Origin of the sequence: Nocardia sp. CC201C, assembly GCF_030010695.1 — a bacterium.
Lineage (GTDB): Bacteria > Actinomycetota > Actinomycetes > Mycobacteriales > Mycobacteriaceae > Nocardia > Nocardia otitidiscaviarum.
In genome coordinates this window covers 1-19557 of record NZ_JASCXP010000007.1, presented here as the reverse complement: position 1 = coordinate 19557, position 19557 = coordinate 1, and the positions used below count along the sequence as shown (strand labels likewise).

Annotated in this window: 16 protein-coding genes; 6 read left to right on the top strand and 10 right to left on the bottom strand. The window is 69.5% G+C overall.

Annotated elements, in window-relative coordinates:
- The first annotated feature begins 118 nt into the window (after positions 1–118).
- Positions 119–1429: an o-succinylbenzoate synthase gene (locus QK444_RS01690; RefSeq protein ID WP_282776361.1), complete on the top strand. Its 1311-nt coding sequence runs from the start codon at positions 119–121 to the stop codon at positions 1427–1429.
- Here the strand turns inward: QK444_RS01690 and QK444_RS01685 are convergent.
- The 5 genes from QK444_RS01685 to QK444_RS01665 form a co-directional block, all read right to left on the bottom strand.
- The gene (locus QK444_RS01685; protein ID WP_282776359.1) at positions 1419–2780 is read right to left on the bottom strand and encodes a cytochrome P450; all 1362 of its coding nucleotides are present in this window, start codon (positions 2778–2780) and stop codon (positions 1419–1421) included. The genes QK444_RS01690 and QK444_RS01685 overlap by 11 nt on opposite strands.
- Before the next feature lie 100 nt (positions 2781–2880).
- Complete coding sequence (locus QK444_RS01680; protein WP_282776410.1) at positions 2881–4044, bottom strand: lipase family protein; 1164 nt, start codon at positions 4042–4044, stop codon at positions 2881–2883.
- Positions 4045–4215: 171 nt separating this feature from the next.
- Entirely contained in the window at positions 4216–5637 is a 1422-nt protein-coding gene (locus QK444_RS01675; protein ID WP_282776357.1) for an aspartate ammonia-lyase, read from the bottom strand.
- A gap of 18 nt (positions 5638–5655) precedes the next feature.
- Positions 5656–6684 (bottom strand): asparaginase domain-containing protein, encoded by a 1029-nt coding sequence (locus QK444_RS01670; protein WP_282776355.1) that lies wholly within the window; start codon positions 6682–6684, stop codon positions 5656–5658.
- Positions 6681–8138 carry an amino acid permease gene (locus tag QK444_RS01665; RefSeq protein ID WP_282776353.1) on the bottom strand — a complete coding sequence of 486 codons (1458 nt, stop codon included), beginning with the start codon at positions 8136–8138 and terminating at the stop codon, positions 6681–6683. The genes QK444_RS01670 and QK444_RS01665 overlap by 4 nt, the downstream gene beginning before the upstream one ends.
- 186 nt (positions 8139–8324) lie before the next feature.
- On the opposite strand from QK444_RS01665, the gene QK444_RS01660 reads away from it, so the two are divergent.
- The 3 genes from QK444_RS01660 (at position 8325) to QK444_RS01650 (ending at position 14675) form a co-directional block, all read left to right on the top strand.
- Positions 8325–9002, top strand: a complete 678-nt coding sequence (locus QK444_RS01660; RefSeq protein ID WP_039813102.1) for a FadR/GntR family transcriptional regulator — start codon at positions 8325–8327, stop codon at positions 9000–9002.
- 205 nt (positions 9003–9207) lie between these two features.
- On the top strand, positions 9208–13341 hold the full coding sequence (locus QK444_RS01655) for a Pls/PosA family non-ribosomal peptide synthetase (protein WP_282776349.1): 4134 nt from the start codon (positions 9208–9210) through the stop codon (positions 13339–13341).
- Positions 13338–14675, top strand: a complete 1338-nt coding sequence (locus tag QK444_RS01650) for a M1 family metallopeptidase (RefSeq protein ID WP_282776347.1) — start codon at positions 13338–13340, stop codon at positions 14673–14675. The genes QK444_RS01655 and QK444_RS01650 overlap by 4 nt, the downstream gene beginning before the upstream one ends.
- A 10-nt stretch (positions 14676–14685) precedes the next feature.
- Here QK444_RS01650 and QK444_RS01645 read toward each other — a convergent pair whose 3' ends face one another.
- The 4 genes from QK444_RS01645 to QK444_RS01630 form a co-directional block, all read right to left on the bottom strand.
- Positions 14686–15129, bottom strand: a complete 444-nt coding sequence (locus QK444_RS01645) for an SRPBCC domain-containing protein (RefSeq protein WP_282776345.1) — start codon at positions 15127–15129, stop codon at positions 14686–14688.
- Complete coding sequence (locus QK444_RS01640; protein WP_282776344.1) at positions 15123–15485, bottom strand: metalloregulator ArsR/SmtB family transcription factor; 363 nt, start codon at positions 15483–15485, stop codon at positions 15123–15125. The genes QK444_RS01645 and QK444_RS01640 overlap by 7 nt, the downstream gene beginning before the upstream one ends.
- The gene (locus tag QK444_RS01635) at positions 15482–15934 is read right to left on the bottom strand and encodes an SRPBCC domain-containing protein (RefSeq protein ID WP_306355905.1); all 453 of its coding nucleotides are present in this window, start codon (positions 15932–15934) and stop codon (positions 15482–15484) included. The genes QK444_RS01640 and QK444_RS01635 overlap by 4 nt, the downstream gene beginning before the upstream one ends.
- 74 nt (positions 15935–16008) lie before the next feature.
- Positions 16009–17172 carry a glycosyltransferase 87 family protein gene (locus QK444_RS01630; RefSeq protein ID WP_282776340.1) on the bottom strand — a complete coding sequence of 388 codons (1164 nt, stop codon included), beginning with the start codon at positions 17170–17172 and terminating at the stop codon, positions 16009–16011.
- Positions 17173–17678: 506 nt separating this feature from the next.
- Here QK444_RS01630 and QK444_RS01625 point away from each other — a divergent pair.
- Entirely contained in the window at positions 17679–17915 is a 237-nt protein-coding gene (locus QK444_RS01625; RefSeq protein WP_282776338.1) for a hypothetical protein, read from the top strand.
- A gap of 258 nt (positions 17916–18173) precedes the next feature.
- Complete coding sequence (locus tag QK444_RS01620) at positions 18174–18884, top strand: S1 family peptidase (RefSeq protein WP_282776335.1); 711 nt, start codon at positions 18174–18176, stop codon at positions 18882–18884.
- Positions 18885–18887: 3 nt separating this feature from the next.
- On the opposite strand, the gene QK444_RS01615 is transcribed toward QK444_RS01620, so the two are convergent.
- A partial coding sequence (locus tag QK444_RS01615; RefSeq protein WP_282776332.1) for an ATP-binding protein occupies positions 18888–19557 on the bottom strand: 670 nt, incomplete at its 5' end.

Genomic DNA, 19557 nt, shown 5'->3' with positions numbered 1-19557 from the left:
GCCCGCAGACCAACGACGACCGAAACACGAGACAAGCCCGCAGACCAACGACGACCGGAACACGGGCGAGGCCGCAGGTCGGCGGCGACCGGAACCCGAGGTGAGTAGGCTGCCGGTGGTGAGCGAGCACCTCAGTGCACCGGACTTCGACGCCGCGGTCGTGTACGCCATTCCCATGCGAACTCGGTTCCGCGGGATCACGGTTCGCGAGGGGATGGTGATTCCGGGGCCACGCGGGTGGGGTGAGTTCTGTGCGTTTCCCGAGTACGACGATCGGGAGGCGGTGGGGTGGCTGGCCACGGCCGTGGAGCAGATGACGATGGGCTGGCCGGAGCCGGTGCGGGAGCGGGTGCCGATCAACTGCACGGTGCCCGCGGTGGATGCCGAGCGGGCCCGGGAGATCGTGGCCGCGTCGGGCTGCCGCACCGCCAAGGTGAAGGTGGCCGACCACCCCGATTCGCTCGCCGAGGATCTGGACCGGGTGGCGGCGGTGCGCGATGCGCTCGGCACGGACGGTGCGATTCGGGTCGACGCCAATGCGGCGTGGGATGTGGACACCGCCGTGGCGCGGATCAAGCAGATCGACCGTGCGGCAGGCGGATTGGAGTACGTGGAGCAGCCCTGCCGCACCATCGAGGAGCTGGCGGCCGTGCGCCGCCGCGTCGATGTGCGCATTGCCGCCGACGAATCCATCAGGCGCGCCGAGGATCCCATGCGGGTGGCGGTGGCCGGGGCCGCCGACGTGGCCGTGCTCAAGTGCACGCCACTCGGCGGGGTGCGTCGCGCGCTGAACGTGGCCGAGGCAGCCGGACTGCCGACGGTGGTCTCCTCCGCCCTGGAGACCAGTGTCGGGCTCGCCGCCCAGCTCGCCCTGGCCGGAGCCCTCCCGAACCTCGAATTCGCCTGCGGCCTGGGCACCCTCGCCCTGCTGACCGGCGATCTGGTGACCGACCCGGTGCGCCCGCACGACGGCTACCTCCCGGTGCCCCCCCCCCCCACCACCCCCCCCCCCCCCCGACAGGGGCGCGGACCCCCCCCCGCCCCCCCCCCCACCCCCCCCCGGCCGGGGGGGGGGCCGCGCCCCCCCCCGGGCGCGGGCCCCCCCCGCGCTGATGTTCGAGGTCGCGGGCTCGGCACGGGTCACGAAGCTCAGCGTAGTTGCTCGGCCCGGACCGCCGACCGCACGAACCGCACGGCCGTCCCCGATGTGGCCGTGCCGGAGAGGATGAGCTCGCGAGCGTCGACGGTACGGTCGGACTCCGGAGCGCCGCCGGATCCGGTCGGCGAATCCGTCTGCCGCGTGCGGCGGCACACGGACGCCCACGGCTACGACCGATCCGGCAACACGTCCTGGATACGGTGTGCCGCACCGATTCCCGACCGTCCCGCTCCGACGATGAGCACATCGATGTGCCCGCTCATGCCGTGACCTCGGAGGTCCGCGCCGGTTCGGGCAGTTCCACCACACGCTCGCGCTCCGGCCGCACGCGCCTGCGCACCACGGCGCGGCCCTTCTTCGCGGGCACCAGTGCCACGCCGCGGAAGTGCGGGCGTTCATCGGGAGCGGCGGTGGTCTCGAGGGTGAAGTCACGCAACAGCGTGCGCAGCACGATATTCAACTCCAGGCTGGCGAAGGACGCGCCGATGCAGCGTCGCGCACCGCCGCCGAAGGGAATCCAGGTCCAGGTATGGGGCCGCATGCCGAGGAACCGGTCCGGATCGAAGGTGCGGGCGTTGGGGAACAGTTCCTCGTTGTCGTGCACCAGGCGGATATTGACCAGTACCTTCTGACCGCGCGGCAGCGTCCAGCGCCCGAGCTGGAAGGATTCCGCGCGGATCTGGCGCGGCGTCGCGTCGATCACCGGCCGTACCCGCTGCACCTCCACCAGGGTGGCCTCACGCAGTTCCGAACCGCCCGCGTCGACCTCCTCGACCAGCCGGCGCAGGATGTCGGGATGCCGCCGCAGTCGCTCGACCGTCCACGCCAGGGTGGTGGCGGTGGTCTCGTGTCCCGCGGTGAGCAGGGTCAGCAGTTCGTCGGCGATATCGCCGCGGCTCATGGCCGAGCCGTCGTCGTAGCGGGTCTGCACCAGCATGGCGAGTACGTCGTTGCGGTCCGACAGCTCGGGATCGCCGGTGGCACGGTCGATGAGCCGCCCGACGATATCGTCGTAGGCGCGCCGGTGCGCGGCGAAGCGGGCCCACGGGCCGTAGTTCCCCAGGAAGCCGCGCGGTATCGGCAACGCCGCCAGCGCCGAGCCGACCAGTACCAATTTCGGTAGCAGGGAACGCAATTCGTCGAATTCGAAGCCCTCCGCTCCGAAGACCGCACGCAGGATCACATTCAGCGTGATCCGCATCATCGAATCCATGGTGGCGAATTCGACGCCTTCGGGCCAGTTCGCCATCTCGCGGACGGCCTCGTCCTCGATGAGCTGCTCGTAGACGGCAAGACGCCGCCCGTGGAAGGGCGGCGTCAGGAGTTTGCGCTGTTTCCGATGTTCCTCGCCCTCGAGCGAGAAGAGCGAGCCCGGCCCGAGCACCTGGCCGAGATTGACGTCGACGGTGTCGACCTGATCCGTGCTCGCGGTGAACAGTGCCTTCACCTCCGCCGGATCCGACAGCACCACCGTCGAACCGAAGCGTGGCATCTGGACCGTGAAAGCCGAACCGTATCGCCGATGCCAGCGCCGCCAGGCGCGTGTGCGGCCGCCGAGTATCTGTATCCCGTGGACGAATCCGGGCGTGGACGGCCCGGAAGGCAGTGTCGGAGTGGACATATGCCACCTCTCCCCGTGGTACTCGCATGTACCACTCGCACGGTACGCTTACGTACCAGCTGTGGCAAGGGTCACTCCGGGGAGCGGCGGGCGCGCGAGATCAGCAGGTGGTCGGTACCGGATCGCCGCGGAATCGGGCTTCCACGTAATCCCATGCCTCCGGGAATCCGGCGACGGCGGTGGTCAGGTGCTCGGCGATGTCGTACGGGCGGAACATCAGCGGCACCCCGGCCGCGCAGTACCGTTCGGCGACCTCGGCCACCGGACCGAAATGCGTCATGGTGTCGAACCGGCCCTGCCAGAAGAAGGTCGGCACGGTGGGAATCCCGTCGTGGTAGCGCAGGCTGTTCTCGCGCAGCACCGCATGCGCCTCGGGGCTGTTCATCATGTCCTTGGACGCGGCGAGCTGTTCGGCATTGCGGGAGACGCCGTGGAAGAGCAGGAAGCGACGGCAGGCGTCCTTGGTGAAATCCCGGAACCACAGGCCGTTCTCGTTGAGCTGGTCCGATACCGGCAGACGCTGCGGGTATTCGCGCTCCAGTCCCATGGCGGCCGCGAAGGCCAGGCCGAATCCGGGATGCGGGTCGAATCCCAGGGCGAGGGCCATCTCCCGCAGATCGGCCGGAATTCCGCCCGCGACGACCGCGGTCAGCTTCAGATCCGGTGCGTAGGTGGGTTGCAGTGCGCCCGCCCACGCCGTGGCCATCCCGCCGCCGGAGTACCCGGCCAGCACCACCGGCACCGAACCGAGGCCGAGTTCGGTGGCCTGGCGGACGGCCTTGACGCTGTCGAGGGTCACCATACCGCCGAGCCGCGCCGCGCCGTAGGCGACATGCGGCCCCAGGTAGTCGGGTAGGGAGATGGCCCAGCCGCGCCCGATGGGCAGCATCGCGCCCACCGCGTCCTGGAGTTCACCGTTGAACAGCGAGCGCGACGGATTGCACTGCGCGCCCAGGGAATTGATCAGGGCCTGATAGGAGACCAGCGGCGGGTTCGCCACTCCGCGCGGCAGCAGGACCGTGGTGACGCCCATGATGGGGTCGCCACCGGAGTTGGTGGAACGGAAGGCCACCTGCCACATGTCGGTACCGACGTAGGGCCCGGAGTCGATGCGCCGGATCCGCACCACGTCACCCGGCTTCTTGTCGGTCAGGTCGTCGGGAGCGTGGTAGAAGGGGTCCGGGTCGGGTGTCGGGTACAGCGGCGAGGCACCGGAGGGCGAGGCCAACGCGCCGATCGACAGGACAGTCATCACCAAGATCATCAGCTTGGTCGCGGCTCTGATCACGGGCGAAAACTACTTCCAATTGGGCGTTTTGCCCAAATCGCCGGGCAAATTTTCGTCGAGAATACAAAAGACCGAGGTCAGCACTATCGGATATCACAGCGCCCGAGGCCCGTTCGGGGACCGGCACATCCGGTCCCCGGCATCGTCCTACGCCGAGGATGGTTCGACCGGGGCGGCCAGCCCCGCCAACCGGTGCGGCGCGAGCAGTTCGGCCACGGCCTCCGGGGACAGCAGGCCGAGTTCGGTCGCGATATCGCCCACATACCGCCCGGTCACCAATGCCTGCTTGGCGATGGCAGCGCTGGCCGCGTAGCCGATCCGGGGTGCCAGCGCGGTGACGATGCCGACCGAGCGGCGCACCCCGGCCTCCAGATGATCGCGATTGGCGGTGATTCCCGGAACGCACCTGGTGGCCAGCGCGTCCGCCGCCGCGATGAGATGGGTGGTCGTCTTCAGCAGGCTGTAGGCGATGATCGGTTCGAAGGCGTTGAGCTGCAACTGCCCGGCCTCGGCGGCCATGGTGACGGTCAGGTCGTTGCCGATGGCCTCGAAGGCGATCTGATTGACCAGCTCGGGAATGACCGGGTTGACCTTGCCCGGCATGATCGACGAACCGGCTTGCCGGGCGGGCAGCCGGATCTCCCCGAAACCGGTGGCCGGGCCGGAGGACATGAGCCGCAGATCGTTGCAGGTCTTGGACAGCTTCACCGCGACCCGCTTGAGAATGCCCGACACCTGCACGAACGCCCCCGCGTCCTGGGTGGCCTCGATGAGGTTCTCCGCGGGTGTCACCGTCTCCCCGGTGATCTCACTCAGGTGCGCGCAGGCCAGCGCGGAGTACCGCGGGTGGCCGTTGATCCCGGTCCCGATGGCGGTGCCGCCGAGATTGCTCTCGCACAGCAGCGCCCGGCCCTCGTCGAGCCGCTGGCAGTCCTCGCGCACCATGACCGCGAAGGTGGCGAACTCCTGGCCGAGGGTCATGGGGACGGCGTCCTGGAGCTGAGTGCGGCCCATCTTGATGACATCGGCGAATTCCACCGATTTGGCGTCGAAGGCGTCGGCGAGCCCGGCCAGCGCCGCCGAGAGCTTCCGAATGTGCTGCACCACGGCCAGATTCACCGCGGTCGGGTAGACGTCGTTGGTGGACTGCCCGAGGTTCACATGGTCCAGCGGGTCGAGTTCGGCGTAGTGGCCGCGCTCGAAACCGAGGATCTCCAGCGCCCGATTGGCGATGACCTCGTTGGCGTTCATATTCGTGGAGGTGCCCGCACCGCCCTGGATGGGGTCGATGGGGAACTGGTCGTGCAGCCGACCGTCGCGGATCTCCGCACAGGCCCTGTCGATGGCGTCGGCGCGGCGCGCGTCGAGCACGCCCAACTCCCGATTCGCCCGGCAGGCGGCCTGTTTGACGGCTGCGAGGGAGCAGATGAGCGCCGGATAGTTGCCGATGGCGTCACCGGTGACGGTGAAGTTCTCCAGGGCGCGCGCGGTGTGCACGCCCCAGTAGGCGTCGCGCGGCACCGACAGGGAGCCGAGGGAGTCGCTGTCGATACGGGTGTCGTCGGTCATGGTTCGCTCCAGATCCTCTCAGTGCGCGGCATAGGCGTGGTGCAAGCTCGAATCGCGCGCCGCCGGAGACGGATTCGAGAGTTCACCGAGCAGATTGGTCTCCATGGCGTGCCGCAGTCGCGCACCGCAGAACCCGCTGTCCACCAGATGGGACAGTTTGGCCAGCGCGGCCTCCCGGGTCATGTCGCCACCGCTGATCACGCCCGCGTCCAGCAGTGCGCGTCCGGGCTGATAGCGAGCGAGATCCACACCCCCGCTGTCGCATTGGGTGATGACCACGACCGGCGTTCCGCGCAGGATGGCGCGGCGCAGCGAATCCATCATGTCCGTGCCGTGCAGCGGCGCGGTGCCGGAGCCGTAGCACTCCAGCACCAGGCCGCCGCGATAGTGATCGACGGCGGCGTCGAGCAGGGCGGCGTGCAGGCCGGGGAATACCGTCAGCAGGCCGACCGGCCCGCGCGCCTCCCGGGGCCGCGACGCCTCGGGCAGGACGGCGGGTACCGGGGGCGGCGTCAGCGCCCGAATGGTGGTGAAGCCCTCGTAGTCCTCGACGGCGCGCTTGGAGGCCCGCACCGCCGGGTGCAGGCCCGCACCGAAGGCCAGGTAGGTGCCCGGATCGGTGCGCGCCACAATCGATTTCAGCGCCAGGCGCAGATTGTCGCGGGCATCGCTGCCGGGCTGTCCGAGCGGGATCTGCGCACCGGTCAACAGGATCGGGATCGCGCAGCCGCGCAGTTCGAACGCGATCCGCGCTCCGACGTAGGCCATGGTGTCGGTGCCGTGGATGACGATGACGCCCTTGGGCCGTCCCGAGGCGATCCCGGCGCGCACGCGTTCGGCGATGCGGCGGCCGGTGCCCGCGTCGGCCTGCGCACTGTCGATGACCGGGTCGAGTTCGCTGTACCGGTAGCCCACCGACAGCCCCGCCGCGGCTTCGAATTCGGCGACGATCTCGGCGATGTCGGCCCCGATTCCCGCCCGGGGGCGCATACCCGCCCCCTGGTCGACCATGCCGAAGGTGCCGCCGGTGTAGAGGATGTCGATCACGGCCGCTCCACCGGTGCCAGCACGTCGTGGTCGAGCCGATCGCGCACCCGGTACCAGCCCACCACCATGGCGACGGCCACGGCCAGGAAGGCGACCACGGTGATCCGCCCGATCTCTTCGTCGAAGATCATGAGCACCACCACTCCCACCAGGAAGGCCAGTGTCGCGATATTGAGGACGGGGGCCAGCGGCAGGCGGAAGTCGGGCCGGGTGTAGTCGCCGCGTTCGGCGCGGCGCACGAAGATCCAGTGACAGATCATGATCGACGCCCAGGTGCCGACGATGCCGAGCCCGGCCAGGTTCAGCACGATCTCGAACGCCTTGTGCGGCATCACGAGGTTGAGCACCACCCCGGCGATCCCCACGGCGCTGGTGATGAGGATGCCGCCGTAGGGCACCCCCTGCCGGTTCATGCGCGCGGCGAAACTCGGTGCGGTACCGGCGACGGCCATGGATCGCAGGGTGCGTCCGGTCGCGTAGAGGCCCGCGTTCAGGCTGGACATGGCGGCGGTGAGCACCACCAGGTTCATGACGTCCCCGGCGTGCGGGATGCCGACCTTGCTCATGACCGTGACGAACGGACTCTCGCTGGCCGAGTAGGCCGTCCACGGCAGCAGCAGCGTGAACAGGATGACCGATCCGGCGTAGAACAGGATGATCCGCCACATGATGGAATTCACCGCGCGCGGCACCACGCCCCGCGGATCATCGGACTCGCCCGCAGCCACGCCGATCATCTCGGTACCGCCGAAGGCGAACACCACGCCCAGGGCGATGGTGAGCATGGGGGCCAGCCCCTGCGGGAAGAGTCCGCCGTTGTCGGTGATGGTGGCGATGCCCGGCACGTTGCCGTCGATCGGGGTGCCGGTGACGATGAGCCCGACCGACACCAGCATGAAGATGACGATGGTGCCGACCTTGATCAGCGCGAACCAGAACTCCATCTCGCCGAACAGGCGCACCGACACCACATTCAGCGCGACCACCACGGCCAGGGCGATGAGCGCCAGCACCCACTGCGGAATCGCGGTGAACATGGACCAGAAGTGGGCGTACAGCGCCACGGCGGTGATATCGGCGACCAGCGTGGTCGACCAGTTCAGGAAGTACAGCCAGCCCACGGTGTAGGCCCCGCGTTCGCCCATGAATTCGCGGGCGTAGGAGACGAAGGCTCCGGAGGAGGGCCGGTACATGACCAGCTCGCCCAGTGCGCGCACCACCATGAAGGTGAACAGGCCGCACACGATGTAGACGATGGCCAGCGACGGTCCGGCCAGGGCCATCCGGCCGCTGGCGCCGAGGAACAGGCCGGTGCCGATGGAGCCGCCGATGGCGATCATCTGCATATGCCGCTTGCGCAGCTGTTTCTGATAGCCGACATCGCCGATATCGAGCGTGGGCGCGGTCGTGGGCGCGGGCGCGGTGGCCGTGCGCGCCGACGGTTCGTCGTGCATGGAAACCTTCCTCGGGCGGACCCAGCCTGTGCGGCGACCGGCGAGCGGAAGATGCCAAGCTGTCAGGCTGTAAGACAGGCTGACAGTAATGGCGGTCACATCGCGCTGTCAATGTCGGCTGTCCATATCGGCGACACTCGCCGTTCACGTTTTGACCCTCCCCGGCCCCGTACCCATACTGATCGCGTGACGGTCGAAGAAGGACAGGTGCAGCGCATCGGCGCTACCGAAGCGGTCTTTCGACGACTCAAGAGCCTCATCCAGGGTGACGAGTACGCCGTCGGCGACCGGCTGCCCGGAGAACTCGCCCTCGCCAAGGAGTTCGGGGTGAGTCGCCCGGTGGTGCGCGAGGCACTGCACGCGTGCGCGACCCTGGGCCTGACCGAAACCCATACGGGGCGCGGCACATTCGTCATCTCCAAGAAGGAGAATCCGCGCCTGACCTTCGCGGGCGTCGACGCCGAGGACCTGATCGAGGCGCGACGACTGGTAGAGATCCCCACCGCCGGGTACGCCGCGCAGCGCCGCACCGAGGAACAGCTGCGCCACCTGTTCGACATCCTCGACCACCTGGCGAACGCCACCGACGACCGCGAATGGGTGCGCTACGACGGCGAACTGCACACCGCCATCGCCGCCGCCAGCGGGAACACCATGCTCACCACCTTCGTGGCCGACACCCGCAGCGCCCTGGACCTGCAATCGGAATTCCTCAACCTCACCCAGGACCGGCGCACCGACTCCGATCGCGAACACGAGGCCATCGTCCGCGCCATCGAGGCCCGCTCCGCCGACGCCGCCCGCGCCGCCATGACCGAGCACCTGGAACGGGTGGCCGACACCATCGCCCGCATCGGCGACTGATCGACAACCGGCGGTCTTCCGCCCGATTGCCCGCGCGCATCGTGCCGCGGAACACACCCGCCCCCGGTTTCGGTGAACGCCCGGCGACCGGCATGCCGGGTAGTCTGGACATTTGGTCACCGCAGAGTTCGCTCATTGGTAACCCAAGTGTGAAACAACGAATGCCGAAACGTTGGGGAGTGCTGTGAGAGGTGGTCAGGGCGTGATGCCGCAGCCGGATACGGATACCGCGGAGGGTGTGAACCCGATGCTGCGGGCCACGCTCGCACCGCCGGCTCGCACCCTGGTCGACATCCTCGCCGCCACCGCCTTGGCCCACCCCGACGCCCCCGCCGTCGACGACGGCGAGGCGGTGCTCAGCTACGCCGAACTGCTGGCCGAGGTCGACGCCACCGTGGCGCGACTGGCGGCGGCGGGCGTGCGCGCCGGTGATCGCGTCGGCGTGCGCATGCCCTCGGGCACCCGCGACCTCTACATCACCATCCTGGCCGTCCTGCACGCCGGCGCCGCCTACGTCCCGGTCGACGCCGACGATCCGGACGAGCGAGCCCGCCTGGTCTTCGGCGAGGCCCGGGTCAGCGCGATCGTCACCGCCGCCGGAATCGAAAGCACCGGCACGGCAGCGGATTCGCCTGCGGCCGCACCGCCCACGGCCACCACTCACCCGACAGCACCGGCACGGCCCGAAGATTCGGCCACCACGGGTCCGGCCGCCGTGGCCGCAGGGGCGACGGCCACCGCGTCTGCGAGCACGAGCACGACAAGCACGATGGCCACCCACTCGGCGAGTACGGCCGGGGTGGGCAGCGCCTCGACCCGAGCCGCGGAGGCGACCGCGGTGGGCGACGTCCGCCCGGCGAACTCGGTCGCGGCCCCCCTGCCCGAGGACGACGCCTGGATCATCTTCACCTCGGGGTCCACGGGGACGCCGAAGGGTGTCGCGGTGACGCATCGCAACGCGGCCGCGTTCGTGGACGCCGAGGCGCGGATGTTCCTGCCGGACGCGCCGATCGGGCCGGGTGATCGGGTGCTGGCCGGACTGTCGGTCGCCTTCGACGCCTCGTGCGAGGAGATGTGGCTGGCGTGGCGGCACGGCGCGTGCCTGGTGCCCGCACCGCGCGCGCTGGTGCGCACCGGCGCGGATCTGGGGCCGTGGCTGGTGCGCCGCGAGATCAGCATCGTGTCCACCGTCCCGACGCTGGCGGCCACCTGGCCCGCGGAGGCGCTGGATTCGGTGCGGCTGCTCATCTTCGGCGGCGAGGCGGTGCCGCCGGAGCTGGCGGAACGGCTGGCCGGGAACGGGTCCGGGGAGCGCGATACGACCCGCGAGGTGTGGAACACCTACGGCCCCACCGAGGCCACCGTGGTGGCCTGCGGCGCCCTGCTCGACGGTTCCTTCCCGGTGCGCATCGGCCTGCCGCTGGACGGCTGGGATCTGACCGTCGTGGACGGGGACGGCAATCCGGTGGCCGAGGGCGAATCCGGGGAACTCGTCATCGGCGGCGTCGGGCTGGCGCGCTATCTGGATCCGGCCAAGGACGCGGAGAAGTACGCGCCACTCCCCTCGCTCGGCTGGGAACGTGCGTACCGCAGCGGCGATCTGGTGCGCAATGACCGCGCGGGCCTGGTCTTCCTGGGTCGCGCGGACGATCAGATCAAACTCGGCGGCCGCCGGATCGAACTGGGTGAGATCGACAATGCCCTACAGCACCTGCCCGGGGTGACGGGCGCGGCCGCCGCCATCCGAACCACCAAGGCGGGCAACAAGATCCTCGTCGGCTACCTGACCGGACCGACCGCCGACTACGATATGGCCGCCGCCAGAGCCCTACTGGCCGAACGGCTTCCGGCCCCGCTGGTCCCCCGCCTGGCCGTGGTCGCCGACATGCCCACCCGCACCTCCGGCAAGGTGGACCGCGACGCACTGCCCTGGCCGCTGCCCAAGGCCGCCGCCGATCCGGCCGATTCGGGGCTGTCCGCGACCGAGCGATGGGTGGCCGGTCTCTGGGACTCCATTCTCGGAGCCGAGGTCAGCGACCACACCTTCGACTTCTTCGATCTGGGCGGCGGCTCACTGGCCGCCGCACAACTGGTGGCCGCCCTGCGCGAACGCCACCCGCGCGTCACCGTCGCCGACCTCTACGACCATCCCCGCCTGGGCGCGCTGGCCGCCTTCCTCGACGACAGCGCCCCCGCCGACGCGGTGTGCGAGCGGGTCGTGCACCCGGTGCCGCTGCCCGCCCAGCTGTTCCAGGTGCTGGCCACCGTTCCACTCACCACGCTCACCGGCCTGCAGTGGCTCACCTGGCTGGGCATCGTCGGCAATATCGCCGCCTGGTCCGGCTCGCTGCCGTGGCTGCCGCACCTGTCGTGGTGGTGGGCCCTGGTCGCCTTCCTGCTGTTCATCTCCCCGCCCGGCCGCATGCTGCTGTGCGTGGCCGGTTCCCGGCTGCTGCTGCGCGGCGTCGCGCCGGGCAGCTATCCGCGCGGTGGCAGCGTCCATCTGCGGCTGTGGACCGCGGTGCGGCTGTCCGAGGCCAGCGGTGCGGAGAACCTGTCCGGCGCACCATGGATGGTGCCGTTCGCGCGCGCCCTCGGCGCGACGATCGGCAAGGGCGTCGACCTGCACACCCTGCCGCCGGTGACCGGCATGCTGGAACTCGGCGACGGATGCAGCGTCGAACCCGAGGTGGATCTGTCCGGCTACTGGATCGACGGCGATGTGGTGCACATCGGCCCGATCGTCATCGGGCCGGGTGCGGTGGTCGGCGCGCGCTCGATCCTGTTACCGGGCAGCAGGATCGGCAAGCGGGCCGAGATCGCGCCGGGCTCGGCGGTGTCGGGCAAGGTGAAGGCCGAACAGGAGTGGGCGGGCTCCCCCGCGGTGAAGGTCGGCAAGGCGCGGCACCGCTGGCCCGACCACGCCCCCGCCCGCGCCGCGCACTGGGTGGCGATCTTCGGCATCACCTCCATGGTGCTGGCGGCGGTGCCGATCCTCGGGCTGGCCACGGGCGGTGCGTTCATCGCCTGGTGCATTCGCGACACCGCCACCCTGACCGCCGGGCTCGGCCGCGCTGTCGCCGTGCTTCCGGTCGCCACCCTGCTGAGTCTGGGCGTGTACGCGGCGGTGACCATCCTCGCGGTCCGCCTGTTCGGCATCGGGCTGCGGGAGGGCTATCACCCGGTGCGCAGCCGGATAGGCTGGCAGGCGTGGGCCACCGAACGCCTGCTGGACTCGGCCCGCACCTTCCTGTTCCCGCTCTATGCCAGCCTGCTGACCCCGATCTGGCTGCGCCTGCTCGGCGCGAAGGTCGGCAAGCGGGTGGAGGCGTCCACGGTGCTGCTGCTGCCCAAGTTCACCACCGTCGCCGACGGCGCGTTCCTGGCCGACGACACCATGATCGCCAGTTACGAACTCGGCGGCGGCTGGCTACGCATCGGTGAGGCCAAGGTCGGCAAGCGCGCCTTCCTCGGTAATTCCGGGATGACCGCGCCCGGCCGCCGGGTGCCCAAGAACGGCCTCGTCGCGGTGCTCTCGGCCGCACCCTCCAAGGCCAAGGCGGGATCGTCGTGGCTGGGCAGTCCGCCGGTGCGGTTGCGCCGGGCCGCCGAGAACGCCGATACCGCGCGCACATTCGATCCCCCGCCGCGCCTGCGCCTGGCCCGCGCGGTGGTGGAGACCTGCCGCCTGATTCCGGTGCTGGTGACCTTCGCCATCGGTCTCGGCGTGCTGTTCACCCTGGCGTGGCTCGCCCGCACCCTGGGCCATCTGCCCGCCGCGCTGCTGAGCGGACTGGTGCTGATGGCGGCGGGCGCGGTCGCCGGAGTCGCCTCCGTGGTGGCGAAATGGCTGCTGGTGGGGCGGATTCGAGCCGAAGAGCATCCGCTGTGGAGTTCGTTCGTGTGGCGCAACGAGGTCGCCGACACCTTCGTGGAACATGTCGCCGCGCCCTGGTTCGCCCGCGCGGCGACCGGTACGCCCGTACTCAATCTCTGGTTGCGCGGACTCGGCGCGACCATCGGGCGCGGGGTATGGTGCGAGTCCTATTGGCTCCCGGAGGCGGATCTGGTGACACTCGGTGACGGCGCGACGGTGGAACGGGGCTGCGTGGTGCAGACCCACCTGTTCCACGACCGCATCATGGCCATGGACACCGTAACCCTGCATGCCGGAGCGACTCTCGGCCCGCACTGCGTCGCCCTGCCCGCCGCCGTCATCGGCGCGGGCGCGACCATCGGCCCGGCCTCGCTGGTCATGCGGGGCGACAGCGTGCCGCCGTCCACCCGGTGGTGGGGCAATCCGATCGCGCCGTGGCCGGGTGCGGAAGCGGCGCGATGATCCGCGACAAGTTCTACGAGGATCCGATCGACGACTACCTGCCGCAGAACGGCAATCGCGGATACCGGGTGTCGCGCTACGAACTGGAACTGGTCTACAAGGTCGCCAGCAACCGGCTGGCGGGGCGCGCGGCCATCACGGCCGTCACCACCGGGGTGTGGGATCGGTTCGCGTTGGACCTCTCCCAGGCGCTGAATGTGTCGAAGGTGCTCGTCAACGGCGCGAAGGCGGCGAAGTACAGCCACCAGCGCGGCAAGCTGGTGATCACGCCGCAGCAGAAGATCCCCTCGGGCGGCGCGCTGCACCTGGTGATCCAGTACGCGGGGGTACCGAAACCGGTGCGCGGTCCGTGGGGCGAGGTCGGCTGGGAGGAACTGTCGGAGGGTGCGCTGGTCGCCAGCCAACCCAATGGCGCGGCGTCCTGGTTTCCGTGTGACGATCATCCGAGTTCCAAAGCCAGCTACCGGATTTCGATCACCACGGACTCGCCGTACTACGCCCTGGCCAACGGCACCCTGATGCGCAAGTTGACCAAGGCCAGCCAGACCACCTGGGTGTACGAGCAGCCCGAACCCATGTCCAGCTATCTGGCCACCATCCAGATCGGGCACTACCGCAAACAGCGCATCGACGCCCCGCACGGATCCGTGCCCATGCAGGCGGTGCTGCCACCGCGCCTGCGCGTGGATTTCGACCACGATTTCGCGCGCCAGCCCCGCATGATGGAGGTGTTCACCGAGAAGTTCGGGCCGTACCCGTTCGAGGGCTACACCGTCGTCGTCACCGATGACGAGCTGGAGATTCCCATCGAGGCCCAGGGCATCTCGGTCTTCGGGGCCAACCATTGCGACGGGCGGCGTGGCTCCGAACGCCTCGTCGCGCACGAACTGGCCCACCAGTGGTTCGGCAACAGCCTCACCATTCGCCGGTGGCGCGATATCTGGTTGCACGAGGGCTTCGCCTGTTACGCCGAATGGATCTGGTCCGAGGCCGCCGACGGACCCACGGCCGATCAGCTCGCCCGCGCCGCCCGCCACAATCTGGCCCGCGAACCGCAGGACATTCGCGTCGGCGATCCCGGCCCCACCCGCATGTTCGACGATCGCGTCTACAAGCGCGGCGCGCTCACCCTGCACGCCCTGCGCCTCGAGCTGGGTGAGCGCGCCTTCTTCGACCTGTTGCGCGAGTGGACCGCCCGCTACCGGCACGCCTCGGTCACCACCGACGAATTCACCGATCTGGCCGGGCATTACAGCACGGTGCCGCTGCGCTCGTTCTGGGAGAGCTGGCTCCGCGACGAGCCGCTCCCCCAACTGCCGCCGCACGGCGGTTGAACGGTACCGCTCAGTTCCAGTCGTCGATCTTGACGTCGTGCGGATCCGGTGCGCCCTTGCCGGTTTCGACCAGCGACTTCAGACTGAGCAGGAAAACCGCCCACTTGGTGCTGCAGTGGTGCATGAACTCCACCGGCTCCTTCCAGCCCTCGTGAGCGAACAGCACGATGGTGTGGTCTCCCGCCGGTTTCAGATTCCAGCGCACATGGGTGCCGACCCATTCCTCCGGCCCCTCGACGACCTCCCACAGCACGTGGCGGTCCGGGTCCAGATCGCGCACCCGCATATCGAAACCTCCGGCCCCGAACCGGAATTGGAGCAGGCCGCCGATCTCGTCACCGTCTCCGGCGGTGTCGGTGGTCCACCATCCGGCCAAGCCCTCGGTGGTGGTGAGGGCGGTGTACACCGCGGCCTCCGATGCACGGATGCCGACCCGGTGCAGGATGTCTACCATTTCTTCGCGTCCTTCGTCTGCTGGATTCTTTCGGCGTGCTGGATTGTTTCGGCGATACGTTTGATGCGCCGGAGCCGGGCGTCCCAGGCCGCTCCGACCGAGGACAGCTGCGCCACCGCGCGGGCGAGCCGTTCCTCGTCCACCCGGTATCGACGCTCCCGCCCGGCGGCGGTGGCGTGCACCAGGCCGACGCGGTCGAGAACGCCGAGGTGTTTGGCGATGGCCTGCCGGGTCACCGGCAGCTCCTCGCTGAGTCCGGTGGCCGTGCCCTCGCCCGCGGCCAGCAGCAGATCGAGCATGCGCCGCCGGGTGGGATCGCCGATGGCCGACCACAGTTCGTCGTCGATGACGGTCACGGCGCGGACACCAAGCGGGTGACGTACTCCCCGAGCCGGGGGAGGTAGAAGTCCCAGCCGGTGACGTGTTCGCCGTACTCCTGCGCCAGTTTCGCTTCCGCCCAGCCCATTTCCCGGAATCCGGTCTCGGTGAGCCGGATCAGGGTGCCGGTGCCGGACGGCACGAGTTCGAAGGTGACCAGCAGTGAATCCGCGATCTCGTCGGCGGTGCCGTCCGGATAGGACCAGCGGAAGGCGAACAGGCGCGGCGGGTCGGCCCGAACGACCGTCATGGCCTCCACATGCTCCCGATTCCCCCAGGCGAGTTCGCCGACCGCACCCGGGGTCGGCTCGAATTCGGCCTCGTCGCTCCACCACTGGGCCATATGCCGCGGATCGCTGACCACCTCGTACACCACCTCGGGTGTGGCGTCGACGTGTATCTCACGTTCGATGCTGCCGTATTCCACGACCACCTCCATGTGCAACCATTAGTTGCACATCACCCTAGAGGCGGACGGCGAATTGCGCAACCGTTGGTTGCCTATTGGGTCGCGGCCGGCACCGAGCGAACCCGCCACACCGTCGTCGCGGCCGCGATCAGCAGGACGACGTAGGCGGTCACGTACCCGTTCATGAGCAGTGGGGCGATCGGCCACGACGGCGGAAACAGGAACAGCCCCACCGTTACCGAGGTGTCGCTCCAGTGGTACGCCCAGGCCGCGGTCCACAGCCACAGCGCCGCCGCCGCGACCCACCAGCGGGCATCCCGCTGGGCGCGGTGGGCACAGTAGACGAACAGCGGGACGAACCAGACCCAGTGGTGACTCCACGAGAACGGCGATACCGCGCACGCGGTCGCTCCCGCGAGAGTGACCGCGAGCAAGCGTTCACCGCGGCGGTCCAGCGCCGCCACGACGGTGAGAGCCACGGCGACAACGCCCGTCGCGAGCAGTAACCACAGCCATGTGGGCACGGCACCGTCGGCCAGATGGGCGAGTGTGCCCCGAATCGACTGATTGGCCGGATGTCCGTCGGGCGCGATGCGATCCGAGCGCAGAAAGGTCGAGCCCCAGTACTGCCGGGAGTCGTCGGGCAGCACGATCCAGGCCAGCACGACGGTGGCGGCGAGGGCCGCCGCGGCAATCATGGCCGAACGCCATTGGCGCAGCGCGAGAAAGTAGAGAATGAAGAAGCCGGGTACGAGTTTGATACCGGCGGCCAACCCGACACCGAGGCCGCGGAGTCGAGCGTGCTCCGGCCGCGACACGCCCCACAGCACGAGCAGCATGAGAATCAGATTGATCTGCCCGTAGTACAGCGTGGTGCGGACGGGCTCGAGGAAGACGCAGATGGTCGCCAGCAGTGCGCTGAGGCCGACCAGCCGGGGACCGATCCGGTAGCCGAGAATACGCCAGCACATCACGACACAGCCGAGGAGCGTGACCAGATTGAGCGCCAGCCAGGTGTTGGTCACGTAGGCCCACGGCACCGCCACGACCGGCAGGAACACCAGGGTCGAGAACGGCGTGTAGGTGTACAGCAACCCGTACAGCGTGGTCTCGGTGTAGAGCGGCTGCCCCCGCAGGATGCGCAGCGCGCCATCGCGATAGATGTGCGCGTCCAGACCGCCGACCAGGATCCCGACCTTGTCCAACCAGGGGTCGACTGTGGAGAACAGCAGCGATACCGCGACCACCGCGCTCACGGAGAGCAGGAGAAGCGTTCGGGCGGAGCGTGGCGCCTCCGGCGATCGCACGTTGTCCACGGGTGGTTAGGTTACCTAAGCAGATGACCTCGGGCATGCCCCGAAAACCGCGGGGCATCCGACCGCCGCGCGCCGGATGAGCGAATTCTCGGAAACCTATGACGGTACGTGCCGGAAACCTCTGACATTCCGTGCCACCAGGCGTGCAATGCCGTGCCCGGGGCGGCGGCCCCATTACCGTATCGACGGGCATTCCGATCACGAGGCGCGGCAGGCGGACTCCCGGCCGATCTGCCGCTACCTTCCAGCAGCCTCGTGCTCGGAGTGTTTGGGGGTTGCTCGCCCAACAGCGGCCCCCGGCCCCGTCCCGTTGTGGGGCCGACGCGGTACACGAAAACGCCGACACCGGCGGGCGGCAGTGCTCCCGTGACTCCCTGCCCCCGCCGGTGCGGTCGCGTGTACGGCCGAGGCCGGGCACCGGGACTCCCCCGCAAGCGTGCAGGACGATGACGGAGGTGATCACGGCGAACACCGACGCACAACGGCTGCTGGCGGAAATCCTGGCCCGCTACGGCAGCATGCAGGCCTTCTTCGACCAGCTGCAACGCGAACTCGACGGGCCCACCGAAGAACTCCCCCGCGTGACGGAGCCTGTCACCTCCCCGTGGGCCGACCCCGCCGAATGGCCCATCCGCCCCGTCCCCACCGGCGGCGGTGGCCGACACGCCCGCAAGGACGGCTGAGCACCCACCGATCCCGGCACCGCCGCGTCCGCACGCGCGAGCGCCGCCCACGCCGAGCGGCCGTGCCCCGTGCGGTCATGGCGTACTCCACTGTCGGTGCGGTGTATGCCGAACCGGAATATCTCACTTCGGGTCGACGCACGGTCAAGACCGCGTAACGACGCGAGGTTTTCGATCTTGATCTGCGCGCCCGGGCATAGGCTCGCACGGGTTACCTCGCAGTCGACGGATCGGAAGGGAGTGGGCGTGGTTCACACAGTGGGTACAACCGTCAAAATCGCGACCGGAACGGTCATGACCATGGTGGTGCTGGCCGGGCCGGGTGCCGGGGCGGCACACGCCGACGGCGGGCCGGTGGTCGGCGGCGGCTCGGGTATCGCCCTGCAGACCAGCAACCCGCGCATGGTCGCGCTGTGCACCATGACGGCGGTGGGTTACGACCGCGAGAACCGTCTCGTCGGCATCACCGCCGGACACTGCGCCGAGGACGCGGGGGTGGCGGTCTGGGCGGAGGCCGATCCGCATGCCGGGCCGATCGGCTTCGCCGCGGTCAAGGACGTCGACCACGACTGGGCGGTCATCGAACTCGACCCCGCCCGCGTCACGCCGGTCCGCCAGGTCGGTCCCTCCGTGGTCGCGACGGTCGGCGCTCCCGCCCAGGCGATGGAGACGGTGTGCAAGAACGGCCGCACCACCGGGTTCACCTGCGGGGTGGTATGGGATGCCTATCCCGACGAATTCCTCAGCCAGGTCTGTGCGAACCACGGCGACTCGGGCGGGCCGGTGCTGCGCGGCGACCAGCTGGTGGGCATGATCAACGCTGGTGTCGGCCTACCGGGCTCCTCCGAAATGCCCTGTACCGGACCCGGAAACCCGTTCCACGATCCGGACGTGTCCAACCAGATCACCGCGGTGCTGGCCGAGATCGACCGACTCGGGGTGGTGGGCGCCGGATTCCGCCCGCTGTAGCGATCACGCCCCGCAGTTCTCGAACCGCAGGGTCACCCGGGTCCCGTGCGGGGTGCGCACGGTGTCGATCGCATCGGCCAACCCGTTCATGAGGGTGAACCCGCGGCCGCGCTCGCTGTCGATCTGCGTGGTGGGGGCCGGAATCCACCGGCCCGCATCGCTGATCGTGGCGACCAACGACTTCCCGTGCCGGAATGCCTCGAGTGTCACGGTGGCACGGGAATCGAATCCGCCGCCGTGCTCGATGGCATTGGCCAGCGCCTCGCCGACCGCCAGCAGGATGTCGTACTCGCGATCCGGGGCCACGTCGTGCGCGGTCAGCCAGCGCCGCAAGCGATCTCGAATACCGGGCACCTGCGCGGGCGCGGCGGGCAGCACGGCGGCGAAGCTGCGCGCCGTCGCATGCACCGGACGCACCGCCAGCAGCACCACGTCGTCGGTGTATCCGTGCGGTGGCGCCAAGCGCCGCAGCAACTCCGAGCAGATCTCGGCGACGGGCAGGTCGGCGCATTCGGCCAGGGCCGCGCGCAAACGAGCGAAACCCTGGTCGAGGTTCTCCCCGGGCCGCTCGATGACGCCGTCGGTGTACAGCAGGATGACACTGCCGGGAGCGATATCCGCGCGACCGGTGCCCCCCCGCGGCCGGGGCGGGCCCCCGCCCCGCCGGCGGCGG